Genomic DNA, 15,339 nt, shown 5'->3' with positions numbered 1-15,339 from the left:
TACATATGCATATGATTAAGCATTGTTTTTACCTGGCGATCCTTACCGCTGCCGGGTTGTTTATGCCGCACGCCAAAGCGTCCTGCCACACGCCGGACATGCCAAAACTGATTAACGTGCCTTCGATTTCGGTACCGGTTACGCTCGCCATTGGCGAAACCATTCCCGGCTCAGAACAGACTGTACATGTCGCGGGTAACTGCGATGAGCGTTACGACAGCGGACTGGAAATTATCTCCTGTTATTATGGTTCCGGCGCTGAAATTCCCGGAATGAACGGCGTGTACGATTCCGGCGTGCCCGGTATCGGCGTGGCGCTGATGAATGACAAAGGCCAACGCATCAGCGGTGCTGGCGGGCAACAGTGCGACTCACGCGCCACGCCGATTGCCTATGTCTCTTCTGATGGCTACCAGTCATTTAATTTCGACGTGACGCTTCAACTGGTTAAAACGAGTCATCAAGTCGCATCCGGTACGCTGGTACAGGCGCAAACAACATTTGGCATCGGTATTTATGCTCATGAAGGGATCGGCGATCCCAATACCCTTTCGTATGCCGGTAATGTCGTTCTGAAAGAGGTCACCTGCTCGGTGTTGCCGAAAAATCTCACCGTTAATCTCGGTGATTTTCCGGTCAGCGATTTCGTGAGTATCGGAACATTGTCTACCCCCGCCCAAAGCTTTGACGTGACGGTACACTGCGACAGCACTGTTCAGCCGCAGGTGAAGATAACCAGCGCAAACGGCTATGAATCGACGTTCGAAGGCGTTCTGAAACTGACGCAGCAGAAAGGAATGGCCACCGGGATTGGCGTCAGGATGCTCTTTGACGGCCATCTGGCCACCTTTGACAGCTATGTTGAAACTGCAAGCCAGGCGATCGCCAACGAAACGTTGACCATACCTTTCCAGGTGCGCTATCAGCAGACCCGCGAGGTCGTCACTCCCGGCCCTGCCAATACCGTGGCGACCATTACCCTCGCCTATAAGTGACCACGATGAAAAAGAGCGCATTGATTCTTGCCCTGGGTTTGATCGCGCAGGCTAACGCGGATGATATTCAGATCCAGATGAACGGTAATATCTTCGCCAACACCTGCATCGTTGACAGCGCCAGCCGCAATCTGACGGTAGATTTAGGCCAGGCGGTTTCCGGTAGCTTTAAAGACATTGGCGACACCGGTGAATGGAAAGACTTTTCCCTGACGGTGACGCATTGCCCGGAATCGCTCACCCTTGCTACAGCTTTTTTTTATGGAAAGCCTGACAGCTCGCACCCGACAAAATTCGCCAATATCGGTAGCGCCAAAGGACTGGCGCTGGAACTCGCGGACCGCCAGGACCATATGCTTATCGCCCCCCAGGCCGCCTTCAGCGCGGTGATCAACCCCAGCGACCGCACGGCCACCTTTCCGCTGGCGGCGCGTTATTACGCTACCGCCATGCCCGTCACGGCCGGCACGTTCAGCAGCGTTGTGCAGGTGACCTTCACTTACCAGTAGGACTGCGCCCCTTAGCACGGATGCTTTTTCTTCGCCCGGCAGCCACTTTTGCCGGGCGTTTTTTTACTTCCGGCACCTCCGGGCGTTCAATGGGGAAAACAGGCAGCGCGTCCAGTAGCCGCTTACCGTAATTTTTGGTCAACAGCCGCTTGTCATAAATCACCACTTCGCCCCAGCAGCCGTGGCTACGGATCAGACGACCGACCTGCTGGATGAGGTTAAACGATGCCGCAGGCAAACTCTGCACCTCAAACGGATAACGATTCAGACTTTTTAGCCATTCGCCTTCGGTAATGACCACCGGGCTGTCAATGGGCGGAAAGGCGATCTTATGGATATGCACCTGACTGAGTAATTCGCCTTTCAGGTCCAGCCCTTCGGCAAAGGATTGCAGCCCGACCAGCACGCTGCGCTCGCCGCCTTCCACCCGCTTGCGATGCAGTTCCACCAGCCGATAGCGTGGCTGATCGCCCTGCACTAACAGCAGTAACCGCAGGTCGGTAACGTACTCAAGAAAGCGTTGCATCGCCCTGCCGCTGGCGAACAGCACCAGCATGCCGAGGTGCTTTTTGCTTTCGACCTGCTGACGAAAATAGGCAGCCATTTCGGCGATGTGCTGCTCTTCGTTATCAATGAGCGGCTCATAGCGCATCTGCGGAATAACAATTTTTCCCTGCTCAACGTGGTTAAACGGCGAGTCGAGCGCGACAAAGCGGTCTCCCGCTTTTTCCTTCAGACCGCTCATCTCCTGAAGCCGCGAAAAGCTGTTCAACGAGCGCAGCGTGGCGGAGGTGACGATAATATGCGGCACGCTGCGCCAGAGCAGCCGTTCAAGCTGGTCGCTTACCCGGATGCCAACGCAGTGGAACCAGACGTGGATCTGCCCGTCGCGCACCTCCCGCGTCGTCCATTTGGTGACCGGCGCGCCGGAAGATTGCGCCAGCGAAGCCAACCGCCACAGCTTGCTTTGCGCTTCGAACATCCCCAGGGCCCGGTTCATCTGCAGAATCACCCGGTGCAGGCGAACCACATCGTGACTGCCGGTTTTCTCGCTGAGATCGTTTATGAAAAGTTCAGCCAGCCCGCGCAGCGTTTCGGTCAGCTTCGCCAGCCGCTGACAAATCTCCATCACCTCGTCCGGCAGCTCGCCCATCGCGAAGCGATGTTCTGCCTCCTGAGCGGCGGGCATATACAGACTGAGAATGTTATTCAACGAGGCGATAAGTTCGTACAGCTCTTCACAGTGGGCGTTCAGGCGCTCGGGGTTTGCCAGCGGCGGCGTGGTCTTGGGACGAAACTGCTCCATGCAGGTCGCCACCAGTTTGGTGAACAAATCCAACTGAAGTCGATACCAGGGGGCGGTGATTTCTGCGCTCATCTCCAGCGCGTCACGGGCAACGTCCGGCAGGTGATGGCCTTCATCCAGCACCAGCAGCAGGTTTTTCGGGTCCGGCAACACGGCCTCGCTTTCCATCGCCGCCATCACCAGCGCATGGTTAGCCACTACCACTTCCGCTTCCTGAATTTCACGGCGAGCGACAAAGAACGGACATTCACGGTAATAATGGCAGTTGCGGTTCAGACAACTGGCTTTGTCGGTACTCAGGCGTCGCCAGAGATCGTCATCAATGGCGATATCCGTATGATCGCGCAGGCCGTCCCAACGGTAGCCGTCAAGGGAGGCTTTCAGCTTCGCGCAGCGCTTTTGTTCTTCCTGATTGTTTGGCGTCAGTTCGTCCTCAAGAAACGCCAGTAAATCCTGCTGACTGGGTTCGGAACTGGCGAGCGCCGCCAGGTTGCGGGGGCACACATAGCGTCCGCGCCCAAACGCGGCGGTAAAGCGGAGATCGGGAATGATTTTGCGCAGCAGCGGCAGATCTTTACTGTAGATCTGATCCTGTAACGCCACGTTGGCGGTACTGACCACCAGCGTCTTTTGCTCTTCGCGGGCGATGGCGATACCGGGAATGAGATACGAGAGGGTTTTCCCCACCCCGGTTGGCGCTTCAATCGCCAGATGCCGCCCTTCTTCGCCACTCAGCGTTTTTGCCACGTCAGCAATCATCTGTCGCTGCGGCGCGCGGGGGATAAAGTCGGGGATCTGTTCCTGAAGCGCCTTATACCAGGCGGCGATTTGCGCTTTTAGCGCGGCGGTTAATGCCATGAGAAAACCTGAAACACTGTATAAACAGCCACTATTGTGGCACATTTCAGGTTCAGTCAGTACCTTTTTTACCGGTTCTGGAAAGCCGCTCGCAACACGAGTTCAAAGCGCGGGGGTCGGACTGCCGGACAGCGTGGTGAATAGCGCTTATCCGGCTTACGACATTACTGTGCCGGGGTAATCCGACGCGGGCGGCGCGGCGGACGCGGCTTATCACCCGCCGGTTTGCCTTCGCCGCTACGCGGTTTGGCTTTCGGCGCGCCGCCGTCCTGACGACGCGGCTGTTGCCCACGGCCCGCTCCCTGACCTTGTCCCTGGCGGCCACGACCGCCACCGCCGCCACGCTGCTGGCGCCCGTTCTGGATGGGCTCCGCTTTGATTGACGGGTCCGGCTCATAACCCGGCGTGGTGATGCGCGGGATCTCTTTCTTCAGCAGTTTTTCAATATCGCGCAGCAGCTTATGTTCATCGACACACACCAGCGACAGCGCCTCGCCGGTGGCGGCGGCACGCCCGGTACGCCCGATACGGTGGACATAATCTTCCGGCACGTTCGGCAGTTCATAGTTCACCACGTGCGGCAGTTCTTCAATATCCAGTCCACGCGCCGCGATGTCGGTCGCCACCAGCACGCGAATATCGCCGGATTTGAAATCAGCCAGCGCGCGGGTACGTGCGCCCTGGCTCTTGTTGCCGTGGATCGCCGCGCTGCGAATGCCGTCTTTATTCAGTTGCTCCGCCAGATGGTTAGCGCCGTGCTTGGTGCGGGTGAATACCAGCACCTGCTGCCAGTTCCCCTGGCCGATCATCTGGGAAAGCAGTTCGCGTTTACGTTTTTTGTCGACGAAATGAACGTGCTGCGTCACCTGCTCAGAGGCGGTGTTGCGACGCGCCACTTCGATCTCCAGCGGGTTATGCAGCAGCTTTTCGGCAAGCGCCTTGATGTCGTCAGAAAAGGTCGCAGAGAACAGCAGGTTCTGGCGCTTCGCCGGCAGCTTCGCCAGCACGCGACGGATATCGTGAATAAAGCCCATATCCAGCATGCGGTCAGCTTCGTCGAGCACCAGGATTTCAATTTGATCCAGCTTCACCGCATTCTGGTGTTCGAGATCCAGCAGACGGCCCGGCGTCGCCACCAGCACATCCACACCGCCGCGCAGCTTCATCATCTGCGGGTTAATGCTCACGCCGCCGAAGACCACCAGCGAACGAATGTTCAGATACTTACTGTAATCACGGACGTTCTCGCCAATCTGCGCCGCCAGTTCGCGGGTGGGCGTCAGGATCAGCGCCCGTACCGGTCGACGGCCCTTGGCATGGGGCTGTTGAGTAATGAGGTGCTGCAACAACGGCAGCGTGAAGCCAGCGGTTTTACCGGTGCCGGTCTGCGCGCTCGCCATCAGGTCACGGCCTTCCAGCACCGCAGGGATCGCCTGCTGCTGAATAGGGGTAGGTTCACGGTAACCCTGCTCGGCAATGGCGCGCAGAATTTCAGGGTTCAAACCCAGGGAATCAAAAGACATAACTACTCCGGACCGCCCCGACCGTTCCCGGTGTCGTTTTCAGGGAGATACTTACAATTTGGAAATGACAAAAACCACAATGTCATGAAGAGGCGGAGTGTAGCAGTTTTTGTGACAGAGCGCATAAATATCCCATCGCTCAGGTTTATACGGTCACGCGGCGGCGCGGAAGTTTTTATCAAACCGGTTTCTGAGTGAATTAATCGACACGGAAACCTTAACCAGAAAGCGAAAAGTACCGCCGCAGAACGCGGCGGCGAAAGCCTTTAACGCAGGCGATGTTTAATTTTATCAACCATCATCGCCGTTGAAATACCGTAACGGTCATGCAGGGTTGGCAACGCCCCGGCCAGCAAAAATTCATCCGGCAGACCAATGGTATCGAGTTCGCAACGCACGCCTTTACGCATCAGCAGCGCGGCGACCGCTTCACCCAGCCCGCCAATGCAGGTGTGGTTTTCCGCCGTGATCACCAGCCGGCCTGGTTTTGACGCCTGCTCAACCAGGGTTTTCTCATCCAGCGGCTTGATGGTCGGAACGTGCAGCACTGCGGCGCTGATATTATCGGCGCGCAGTTTTTCCGCGGTTTCCAGTGCGCGCATGGTCATCAGACCAGAAGAGATAATCAGCACATCGTTGCCATCCTCCAGCAGCTTCGCTTTCCCCAACTCAAACTTGTAGTCATATTTATCCAACACCAGCGGCACTTTGCCGCGCAGCAAGCGCATATAAACCGGGCCGTTATGGTCGGCCATCGCCGGGACCGCCTGCTCAATTTCCAGCGCATCGCACGGATCGATGATGGTCATGCCAGGGATGCCGCGCATGATCGCCAGATCTTCCGTCGCCTGATGGCTGGGACCGTAGCCAGTGGTCAGTCCCGGCAGCGCCGCGCAGATCTTCACATTAAGATGCTCTTCCGCGATGACCTGATGGATAAAGTCATAGGCGCGGCGAGTGGCGAACACCGCGTAGGTGGTGGCGAACGGGATAAAGCCCTCTTTCGCCATACCGCCTGCGGCGCCCATCAGCAATTGCTCCGCCATCCCCATCTGGAAAAAGCGTTCCGGATGGGCCTGAGCGAAAATATGCAGATCGGTGTACTTCGACAGGTCAGCCGTCATGCCGACGATCTCTGGCCGCTCCGCCGCCAGCTTTGCCAGAGCGACGCCAAACGGCGCGGCAACGGTAGCCTGACCTTCATCCGCGATGGAGGCGATCATCGCCGAGGTTTTTAAACGGGGTTTAGGGGTTGTCTGGCTCATTACAGCACTCCTTCCGGTTTGTTGGCATCGAGCACGGCAATGGCTTTCTGCCATTCGTCAGCATCAACGCGAATAAAATGGTTTTTATCGCGCGTTTCGAGGAACGGAACGCCTTTGCCCATCAGCGTGTCGCAGATAATGACCCGTGGCTGTTCGCCGCGATGGCTCTTCGCGTTATCAAACGCCTCGACGACCGCGGCGACATCGTTACCGTCCACCCGCTGTACGTACCAGCCGAAAGCCGCCCATTTTTCATGTAACGGTTCGAAGCCGAGAATTTTGCGTGAGTCTCCGTCGGCCTGCTGCTTGTTAACATCCACGATATTGATAAGGTTGGTCAGCCCGTAGTGCGCCGCAGACATCGCGGCTTCCCAGGTGGAACCTTCATCCAGTTCGCCATCCGACATGGAGTTATACACCCATGAATCGCTCTGCTTTTGCTTCAGCCCCAGCGCCATGCCTACCGCAATAGACAGTCCCTGCCCCAGCGATCCGCCGGACATCTCCATCCCCGGCGTATACGTCGCCATGCCGGACATCGGTAGACGGCTGTCATCTGAACCGTAGGTTTCCAGCTCCGGCTCAGGAATGATCCCCGCCTCCAGCAGCGCCGCATAGTAGGCAATGGCATAGTGACCATGGGAAAGCAGGAAGCGATCGCGCCCTTCCCATTCCGGTTCCTCCGCACGATACGTCATCGCATGGCTAAACGCAGTCGCCAGCACATCGGCGTAGCCCAGCGCCTGACCGATATACCCCTGCCCCTGAACTTCGCCCATGCGCAGGGCGTAGCGCCGAATGCGCCAGGCCGCCGCCGCGACTTTCTGAACTTCTGTCATCTTCATCAGAGTGCCCTCGCTTAATGGATTAACATGCCGCCGTTAACGTCCAGGGTAATACCGGTGGAATAGGAGGAGAGATCGCTGCCGAGGAACAGCGCGGCGCGCGCAATATCGACGGCGTCGCCAAGTCGGTTCATCGGAATGCCTGCCAGAATGTTGGCGGTCATTTCATCGGTCAGCTTCCCGGCGGTGATGTCCGTCTGGATCAGCCCCGGGGTGATGCAGTTTACGCGCACATTGTCCGGCCCCAGTTCACGCGCCATCGCCCGCGCCAGTCCTAATACCCCGGCTTTCGCCGCGCTATAGTGTGGGCCGCCGAAAATACCGCCGCCGCGCTGGGCGGAAACGGAGGAGATGCAGACAATGCTGCCGGATTTCTGCGCGCGCATTAGCGGAATGACCGCCTGCGACATCAGCAGCGTGCCGCGCAGGCTGACATCTAACACTGCGTCATAATTTTCGCGTTTGATATCCATTAATTTAATAGGCTGTGTAATACCGGCATTATTAACCAGCACATCAACCCGGCCATATTTCGCCACAATTTGTTCCATTGCAGCACTGACCTGCGCTTCGTCCGCCACGTTCGCCGCAAGGCCAAGATGATCGTCGCCTAACGATTTCGCCGCCGCTTCACTGGCCTCTTTATTTAAATCAATAATTACAACCTTTGCGCCATTTTCCGCAAATAACTTCGCTGTCGCGAAACCTAAACCGCGAACGGAAGCCGCGCCAGTCACAATGGCGACTTTATTTGTTAATAACATAAATTTACTCCATGACATTACGTCATATTAATTGATAAGAGAAAGATTTATTATTGTGGTTCATCAAGAAACAGAATCACCACTAAACCAATCGCTGCGCAAATACCAAAATAGGTGAAGACAGAATTAAAGCTGCCGGTATTATCAAGTAAAAAACCGGCTACCATCGGGGAAACAAACCCTCCGAGATTACCGCCGCTATTAATAATAGAGGAGGCAATGGGATACGTTTTAGCATCAGAAACCGCCATACCATAAGCGGTAAACGCGGGCCAGCCAATATTCAGACACAGGCCGACAAAAAATAATCCTACGCACACTGCCGCGGTGCTTGCCGGAATATTTAGCATGATAAGCATCATTATAACGGTTGAAACGGCGGTAAAAATCATTGTCGGTTTGCGTCGACGCCCGAGTAGTTTATCAGAGATATACCCGCCGCCAATCGCGCCGACAAATCCTCCAATGCAAGGCATACTGGCAACCAGCCCCATACTCATAAAGTCGAAGCCTTTTTCTTTCACCAGATAAAGCGGAATCCAGGTCAACAGGCCATACAGCACGCTGACCATCATAAAATAAGCCAGACAATCGCCGAGAATATTCTTCGACGTAAATAATCCTTTCGCCGTATCTATGGGTGCCATTTTTCTCACCCGGATGAATTTATCCAGCCACGTAAATTTATCCGCAATGACAATATTTTCACGCGTTTGATTATTTCCGCCATGGCTGGCATTAATTTCCGCCAGTTCACTCTCTGAAACAAAACGGCTTTCCGAAGGTTTGGTTTTCACCAGCAGATACCAGGCGATGGCTGCCACAATGCCCGGAATGGCGAAAGAATAAAATACCCAGCGCCAGCCCCAGGTTACCGCTATCCAGACCGCCAGCGGTGGAACGATAATCGGGGCAAACATCGTCGCGGCAATATACACGCCCGTCGCTGTGGCTTTTTCTTTGGGCGGAAACCAGCTATTGATGGTCGACGCCAGCCCAACCGGACACGGCCCTTCGCTCAACCCCAGACCCAGGCGCACCAGTTTTAAGCCCAGGACCGAGCTGACGGTGCCCATCAACCAGGTAAATGCGGAAAAACCAAAGATAGATAATGAGACCAACCCGCGCGTGCCACGCTTCGCAATGAAAAAACCAGCTGGAATCTGACTTACCGCATATCCCAAAAAGAACATACTGGCGATCGCACCGGCCTCGAAGTTGTTGATATGAAACTCATCGATGATAAACGGCAGTACGGCGCCGATATTCGTACGATCGGCATAATTAATGGCATACACCAGGAAAATCATCGTTAAAACGACAAAACGATACTTTGTTTTCCTGGTGTCGGTACAGACAACCGTATCTATACGTGACATAGGGTATCCTCTTTATTGTTTTATCTTTTTTCGTGCCCGTCGCCGCAGCACCTTTATTCAGACCTTCAAGGGCAATATAACAACGTGATCAAAAATCGGCATTTAGATAACCTCAATTGAGGTTGAGAAAAATTTGATTCGTGACTGCATTCAAATTAAAGCGATCCTGGAAAGCCAATTTTCCAAATCATAAAATGTGATCGGCCTCACAATTCATTACCTTAACCCCCTGATAACGTAGAAAAATCATGCTGAATATTTGCCTAATTGCACGCCAGCTGTTTATCTGTTTCTTCTCATTGCTTTCATCGGGAATAGAATTATGAGCGCCCCCGTCCCCAATAAAACGCTGCCGGTTCCATCTTTGCGTAACATTCAGGCTTTTATCGAAGTCGCCGATACTGGCAGTCTGAATATTGCCGCTGAAAACCTTAACATTACGGCTTCTGCCGTGAGCCATCAGATTGCGAGCCTGGAAAATTATTTAGGTAAAAAATTATTCTCCCGCAGCAGTAAAGGCGTAAAACTGACCACCATCGGCGAGCGCTACCTCAAAGAGGTCTCCGGCGCCTTAAATATTATTGGCCAGGCGACTAACCAGGTGATTCATGACATCCATCAGGACTATTTGCGCATTCATTCGGCCCCCAGCTTTGGCTTACTCTGGCTGATGCCCAGGCTGGATCGCTTTCGCCAGGCGTGGCCCGAACTGAAAATCAGCCTGACCTGCTCCTATGAAAGCATTCAGTTTTCTCGCGACAATATTGACATCGATATTCGTCACGGCCTTTCCCAGTGGCCGACACTGGTGGTGAAAACCATCCGTAATGAAAGCGTGTTGCCCTACTCCTCACAGACCTGGCTGGAACATCACCCGGTGAAATCCCCTGAAGATCTGCTGTCGTGCGATCTCATCCATTCCGACAGCACCCTGATTAACTGGAACAACTGGTTCTCCTGGCACAAAGTGCGCGGCTTCAACAAAAATTTTATTTTCAACTTTGACCGCTCCTATATGAGCATCGAAGCGGCAAGAATGGGATTGGGTGTTATCCTTGAAAGTAACCTGCTGGCGGGAGAAAGCCTGCGTAAACAGCATTTGCAGCCGGTATTCGCAGAGGATGTCAGCATGTCGGTGAATGCCCATCATCTGGTTATGCCGCATACCAGCGAACAAAAAGCAAAAGTAAAAGCGTTTATCGCCTGGATATCCGAGGAACTCAACGCCGCCGGGTTCCAGATTTAAGCGCGGACTGGACAGAATACAAACAGCAGACTATTTTTAATCAATCGATTGATTAAGAATTAGGTCGCGCGATGACTACCCCCACGATGACAAGCAAAGGCGAACAGGCGAAAAGCCAACTGATCGCCGCCGCGCTGGCGCAGTTCGGCGAGTATGGCCTGCATGCCACGACTCGCGACATAGCCGCCCTGGCCGGACAGAACATTGCCGCTATCCCCTACTACTTTGGTTCGAAAGAGGATTTATACCTCGCCTGCGCCCAGTGGATTGCCGACTTCATTGGAGAACAGTTTCGCCCACACGCCGAAGAGGCGGAGCAACTGTTTAGCCAGCCGGAGCCGGACCGCGCGGCGATGCGCGAACTGATCCTTCGCGCCTGTAAGAACATGATTATGCTGCTGACCCAGGAAGACACCGTGAATCTGAGCAAGTTTATTTCGCGCGAGCAGCTTTCCCCTACGGCGGCCTATCAGTTGGTCCACAAGCAGGTAATCGACCCGCTGCACAGCCATCTGACGCGTCTTATTGCCGCCTACACCGGCTGCGATGCCCACGACACACGCACCATTTTGCACACCCATGCTCTGCTGGGCGAAGTGCTGGCGTTCCGCCTTGGCAAAGAAACCATTCTGTTACGCGCCGGCTGGTCACAATTTGATGATGAAAAAACGGCGCTGATCGAGCAGACGGTGACCTGTCATATCGATCTCATTCTGCAAGGTCTATCGCAAAGGAGTCTGGACTGATGAAAAAACCTGTTGTTATCGGGCTAGCTATCGCGGTGCTGGTCGCCGTATTGGCGGGCGGCGCCTGGTGGTATCAGAGTCGGCAGGATAACGGTCTGACGCTCTACGGCAACGTCGATATCCGCACTGTGAATATGAGCTTTCGCGTCGGCGGTCGGCTTGCCTCGCTGACCGTGGACGAAGGCGACACGATTAAAGCCGGACAGGTGCTGGGCAAACTGGATCACGCGCCGTATGAAAACGCGCTAATGCAGGCGAAAGCTGGTGTGTCCGTCGCCCAGGCCCAGTATGACCTGATGCTGGCAGGCTATCGCGACGAAGAGATCGCCCAGGCCGCCGCCTCGGTAAGGCAGGCGCAGGCGGCGTATGACTATGCGCAAAACTTCTATAACCGTCAGCAGGGACTCTGGAAAAGTCGCACCATCTCCGCCAACGACCTTGAAAATGCCCGTTCGTCCCGCGATCAGGCGCTGGCGACGCTGAAATCCGCACAGGATAAGCTGAGCCAGTACCGCTCCGGTAACCGCGAGCAGGATATCGCCCAGGCGAAGGCCAGTCTTGAACAGGCCCAGGCCCAGCTGGCGCAGGCGGAGCTCGATCTTCAGGACACCACTCTGCTGGCGCCGTCGAACGGTACGCTGCTGACCCGCGCGGTAGAGCCCGGCAGCATGCTCAACGCAGGCAGCACGGTCTTGACCCTGTCGCTCACCCGCCCGGTGTGGGTTCGCGCCTATGTCGATGAGCGAAACCTAAGCCAGGCGCAGCCGGGACGCGACATCCTGCTGTATACCGATGGCCGTCCGGATAAGCCGTATCACGGCAAAATCGGCTTTGTCTCCCCGACCGCAGAGTTTACGCCAAAGACCGTTGAAACGCCGGATCTGCGTACCGACCTGGTGTATCGCCTGCGCATTGTCGTGACCGATGCCGACGACGCGCTGCGTCAGGGGATGCCGGTCACGTTGCGGTTCAGCGATGAGGCAGGACATGAATGACGCCGTCATTACGCTCACGGGACTGACAAAGCGTTTCGCGGGCATGGATAAGCCCGCGGTCGCACCGCTCGACTGCACCATTCACGCCGGTTACGTCACCGGACTGGTGGGGCCAGACGGCGCGGGTAAAACGACCCTGATGCGTATGCTGGCGGGCCTGTTGAAGCCCGATGACGGCGCGGCGACGGTGATCGGCTTTGATCCGATCAAAAACGACAGCGCGCTGCACGCGGTGCTCGGCTATATGCCGCAAAAATTCGGGCTGTATGAGGATCTCACCGTCATGGAGAACCTGAATCTGTACGCCGACCTGCGTAGCGTCACCGGTGAGGTGCGGGAAAAAACCTTTTCCCGTCTGCTGGAATTCACCTCTCTCGGTCCGTTTACCGGACGCCTGGCCGGAAAACTCTCTGGCGGTATGAAGCAGAAACTGGGGCTGGCCTGTACGCTGGTGGGCGAACCGAAAGTGCTGTTGCTGGACGAACCCGGCGTCGGTGTGGATCCCATTTCCCGCCGCGAGCTGTGGCAAATGGTGCACGAGCTGGCGGGTGACGGGATGCTGATCCTCTGGAGCACCTCCTACCTCGACGAAGCCGAGCAATGCCGCGACGTACTGCTGATGAACGAAGGCGAGCTGCTGTACCAGGGCGATCCGACGCAGCTGACCAAAACCATGGCCGGGCGCAGTTTCCTGATGCATAGCCCGCAGGAGAACAACCGCAAACTGCTTCAGCGGGCGTTAAAGCTGCCGCAGGTGAGCGACGGCATGATCCAGGGCAAGTCGGTGCGTCTGATCGTCAAAAAAGAGGCGTCGGCAGAAGACATTCGTCGTGCCGAAGGCATGCCGGACATTGCGATCAACGAAACCGCGCCGCGCTTTGAAGATGCATTTATCGATCTGCTGGGCGGCGCCGCCACGTCAGAGTCGCCGCTGGGCGCGATTCTGCACACCGTGGAAGGCACGCCCGGCGAAACCGTGATTGAAGCAAAAGCGTTGACGAAAAAATTTGGCGATTTCGCCGCTACCGACCACGTTAACTTCGCCGTACAGCGTGGAGAGATCTTCGGCCTGCTGGGGCCAAACGGCGCAGGCAAATCCACCACCTTTAAAATGATGTGCGGCCTGCTGGTGCCGACCTCGGGTAAAGCGCTGGTACTGGATATGGACCTGAAGGTCAGCTCCGGCAAAGCGCGCCAGCATCTCGGCTATATGGCGCAAAAATTTTCGCTCTACGGCAACCTGACGGTCGAACAAAATCTGCGCTTCTTCTCCGGCGTGTATGGCCTGCGCGGACGAGCGCAGAACGAAAAAATCGCCCGCATGAGCGAAGCGTTTGGCCTGAAAAGCATTGCCGCCCAGGCAACCGACGCGCTGCCGCTGGGCTTCAAACAGCGACTGGCGCTGGCCTGTTCGCTGATGCATGAGCCGGACATCCTCTTTCTTGACGAGCCGACCTCCGGCGTCGACCCGATCACCCGCCGCGAGTTCTGGTTGCACATCAACAGCATGGTGGAAAAAGGGGTGACGGTGATGGTTACCACTCACTTTATGGACGAGGCGGAATACTGCGACCGTATCGGACTGGTGTATCGGGGCAAGCTGATCGCCAGCGGTACGCCGGATGACCTGAAAGCGCAGGCCGCCGATGACGACACGGCGGACCCGACCATGGAGCAGGCCTTCATCACCCTGATCAACGAATGGGATAAGGAGCACGGACATGCGTAATCCGCTTCTCTCCTGGCGTCGCGTTCGCGCTCTGTGCGTGAAAGAGACGCGGCAGATTGTCCGCGATCCCAGCAGTTGGCTGATTGCGGTGGTGATCCCCCTGCTGCTGCTGTTCATTTTTGGCTACGGAATTAACCTCGATTCCAGCAAGCTGCGCGTCGGCATTTTGCTGGAACAGCAGAGTGAAGAGGCGCTGGACTTTACTCACGCGATGACCGGCTCGCCGTACATCGACGCCACCATCAGCGATAACCGTCAGGCGCTGATCGAAAAAATGCAGGCCGGGCGGATCCGCGGTCTGGTGGTTATTCCGGTGGATTTCGCCGAAAAGATGGCGCGCGCCGACGATACCGCGCCCATTCAGGTGATCACCGACGGCAGCGAACCCAATACCGCCAACTTTGTGCAGGGCTACGTGGAAGGCATCTGGCAGATCTGGCAATTGCAGCGCGCCGAAGACCGGGGGGAAGAATTTGAACCATTAATTGACGTACAGACGCGCTACTGGTTTAACCCGGCGGCCATCAGCCAACACTTTATTATTCCCGGCGCGGTGACCATTATCATGACGGTGATTGGCGCGATCCTCACCTCACTGGTTGTGGCGCGTGAATGGGAGCGTGGCACCATGGAGGCGCTCCTCTCGACGGAAGTCACGCGCGTTGAGCTGCTGCTGTGCAAACTCATCCCTTACTACTTTCTCGGTATGCTGGCCATGCTGCTTTGTATGCTGGTGTCGGTGTTTATTCTCGGCGTACCCTACCGCGGCTCGTTGCTGCTGCTGTTCTTCATCACCAGTCTGTTTTTACTGAGCACGCTGGGGATGGGACTGCTCATTTCCACCATCACCCGTAACCAGTTTAACGCCGCCCAGGTGGCGCTGAATGCCGCATTCTTGCCGTCGATTATGCTGTCCGGGTTTATTTTCCAGATCGACAGCATGCCGGCGGTGATCCGCGCAGTGACGTATATCATTCCGGCGCGTTATTTCGTCAGTACCCTGCAAAGCCTGTTTCTGGCGGGAAATATCCCGGTGGTGCTGGTGGTAAACGTGCTGTTTTTGATCGCTTCGGCGGTGATGTTCATTGGCCTGACGTGGATGAAAACCAAACGTCGGCTGGATTGATTGTTCGCCTGATGGCGCTGTGCTTATCAGACCTACGGGCATACAGGCCGGAA

13 protein-coding genes are annotated in these 15,339 nt (G+C 55.9%); 7 read left to right on the top strand and 6 right to left on the bottom strand.

The features are described 5' to 3' along the window. Window positions 1-5 precede the first annotated feature (5 nt). Both OOJ60_RS01455 and OOJ60_RS01450 read left to right on the top strand, forming a co-directional pair. Window positions 6-995, top strand: a complete 990-nt coding sequence (locus OOJ60_RS01455; protein ID WP_205611797.1) for a fimbrial protein — start codon at window positions 6-8, stop codon at window positions 993-995. A 5-nt stretch (window positions 996-1,000) separates the two neighbouring features. Beyond that, complete coding sequence (locus tag OOJ60_RS01450) at window positions 1,001-1,504, top strand: fimbrial protein (RefSeq protein ID WP_181821710.1); 504 nt, start codon at window positions 1,001-1,003, stop codon at window positions 1,502-1,504. Here OOJ60_RS01450 and dinG read toward each other — a convergent pair. From dinG to OOJ60_RS01420, 6 genes are all read right to left on the bottom strand, one after another. Beyond that, entirely contained in the window at window positions 1,491-3,668 is a 2,178-nt protein-coding gene (dinG, locus tag OOJ60_RS01445; protein ID WP_205611796.1) for an ATP-dependent DNA helicase DinG, read from the bottom strand. The two genes, OOJ60_RS01450 and dinG, sit on opposite strands and share 14 nt — an antisense overlap. Window positions 3,669-3,832: 164 nt before the next feature. Then, complete coding sequence (gene rhlE, locus OOJ60_RS01440) at window positions 3,833-5,191, bottom strand: ATP-dependent RNA helicase RhlE (protein ID WP_042285081.1); 1,359 nt, start codon at window positions 5,189-5,191, stop codon at window positions 3,833-3,835. Between the two features lie 266 nt (window positions 5,192-5,457). Further along, the gene (locus OOJ60_RS01435) at window positions 5,458-6,456 is read right to left on the bottom strand and encodes a transketolase family protein (protein ID WP_042285083.1); all 999 of its coding nucleotides are present in this window, start codon (window positions 6,454-6,456) and stop codon (window positions 5,458-5,460) included. Further along, entirely contained in the window at window positions 6,456-7,301 is an 846-nt protein-coding gene (locus OOJ60_RS01430; protein WP_042285086.1) for a transketolase, read from the bottom strand. Before OOJ60_RS01430 ends, OOJ60_RS01435 begins: the two co-directional genes overlap by 1 nt. 14 nt (window positions 7,302-7,315) lie before the next feature. Next, on the bottom strand, window positions 7,316-8,065 hold the full coding sequence (locus OOJ60_RS01425) for an SDR family NAD(P)-dependent oxidoreductase (protein WP_042285088.1): 750 nt from the start codon (window positions 8,063-8,065) through the stop codon (window positions 7,316-7,318). 50 nt (window positions 8,066-8,115) lie between these two features. Then, window positions 8,116-9,444, bottom strand: coding sequence for an MFS transporter (locus OOJ60_RS01420; RefSeq protein ID WP_205611795.1), 1,329 nt, complete (start codon window positions 9,442-9,444; stop codon window positions 8,116-8,118). Window positions 9,445-9,766: 322 nt separating this feature from the next. Here OOJ60_RS01420 and OOJ60_RS01415 point away from each other — a divergent pair, with 322 nt between their 5' ends. From OOJ60_RS01415 to OOJ60_RS01395, 5 genes are all read left to right on the top strand, one after another. Next, window positions 9,767-10,690 carry a LysR substrate-binding domain-containing protein gene (locus tag OOJ60_RS01415; RefSeq protein WP_042285092.1) on the top strand — a complete coding sequence of 308 codons (924 nt, stop codon included), beginning with the start codon at window positions 9,767-9,769 and terminating at the stop codon, window positions 10,688-10,690. Window positions 10,691-10,761: 71 nt separating this feature from the next. Next, window positions 10,762-11,436, top strand: coding sequence for a transcriptional regulator CecR (gene cecR, locus OOJ60_RS01410; RefSeq protein ID WP_060569917.1), 675 nt, complete (start codon window positions 10,762-10,764; stop codon window positions 11,434-11,436). Next, complete coding sequence (hlyD, locus tag OOJ60_RS01405) at window positions 11,436-12,431, top strand: secretion protein HlyD (protein ID WP_205611794.1); 996 nt, start codon at window positions 11,436-11,438, stop codon at window positions 12,429-12,431. Before cecR ends, hlyD begins: the two co-directional genes overlap by 1 nt. Further along, complete coding sequence (locus tag OOJ60_RS01400) at window positions 12,424-14,160, top strand: ATP-binding cassette domain-containing protein (protein WP_205611793.1); 1,737 nt, start codon at window positions 12,424-12,426, stop codon at window positions 14,158-14,160. Before hlyD ends, OOJ60_RS01400 begins: the two co-directional genes overlap by 8 nt. Continuing rightward, window positions 14,153-15,286, top strand: coding sequence for an ABC transporter permease (locus OOJ60_RS01395; RefSeq protein WP_199956396.1), 1,134 nt, complete (start codon window positions 14,153-14,155; stop codon window positions 15,284-15,286). Before OOJ60_RS01400 ends, OOJ60_RS01395 begins: the two co-directional genes overlap by 8 nt. The last annotated feature ends 53 nt before the right edge of the window (window positions 15,287-15,339 follow it).

Source organism: Citrobacter sp. R4 (genome assembly GCF_026719175.1).
Lineage (GTDB): Bacteria > Pseudomonadota > Gammaproteobacteria > Enterobacterales > Enterobacteriaceae > Citrobacter_A > Citrobacter_A sedlakii.
This window is presented reverse-complemented; position numbering and strand designations above follow the sequence as displayed.

Coding starts and splice junctions, on each gene's coding strand:
- OOJ60_RS01415 (WP_042285092.1), top strand. CDS start 9,767: ATGAGCGCCCCCGTCCCCAATAAAACGCTGCCGGTTCCATCTTTGCGT.
- rhlE (WP_042285081.1), bottom strand. CDS start 5,191: ATGTCTTTTGATTCCCTGGGTTTGAACCCTGAAATTCTGCGCGCCATT.
- OOJ60_RS01395 (WP_199956396.1), top strand. CDS start 14,153: ATGCGTAATCCGCTTCTCTCCTGGCGTCGCGTTCGCGCTCTGTGCGTG.
- cecR (WP_060569917.1), top strand. CDS start 10,762: ATGACTACCCCCACGATGACAAGCAAAGGCGAACAGGCGAAAAGCCAA.
- OOJ60_RS01420 (WP_205611795.1), bottom strand. CDS start 9,444: ATGTCACGTATAGATACGGTTGTCTGTACCGACACCAGGAAAACAAAG.
- OOJ60_RS01400 (WP_205611793.1), top strand. CDS start 12,424: ATGAATGACGCCGTCATTACGCTCACGGGACTGACAAAGCGTTTCGCG.
- dinG (WP_205611796.1), bottom strand. CDS start 3,668: ATGGCATTAACCGCCGCGCTAAAAGCGCAAATCGCCGCCTGGTATAAG.
- hlyD (WP_205611794.1), top strand. CDS start 11,436: ATGAAAAAACCTGTTGTTATCGGGCTAGCTATCGCGGTGCTGGTCGCC.
- OOJ60_RS01435 (WP_042285083.1), bottom strand. CDS start 6,456: ATGAGCCAGACAACCCCTAAACCCCGTTTAAAAACCTCGGCGATGATC.
- OOJ60_RS01425 (WP_042285088.1), bottom strand. CDS start 8,065: ATGTTATTAACAAATAAAGTCGCCATTGTGACTGGCGCGGCTTCCGTT.
- OOJ60_RS01430 (WP_042285086.1), bottom strand. CDS start 7,301: ATGAAGATGACAGAAGTTCAGAAAGTCGCGGCGGCGGCCTGGCGCATT.
- OOJ60_RS01450 (WP_181821710.1), top strand. CDS start 1,001: ATGAAAAAGAGCGCATTGATTCTTGCCCTGGGTTTGATCGCGCAGGCT.
- OOJ60_RS01455 (WP_205611797.1), top strand. CDS start 6: ATGCATATGATTAAGCATTGTTTTTACCTGGCGATCCTTACCGCTGCC.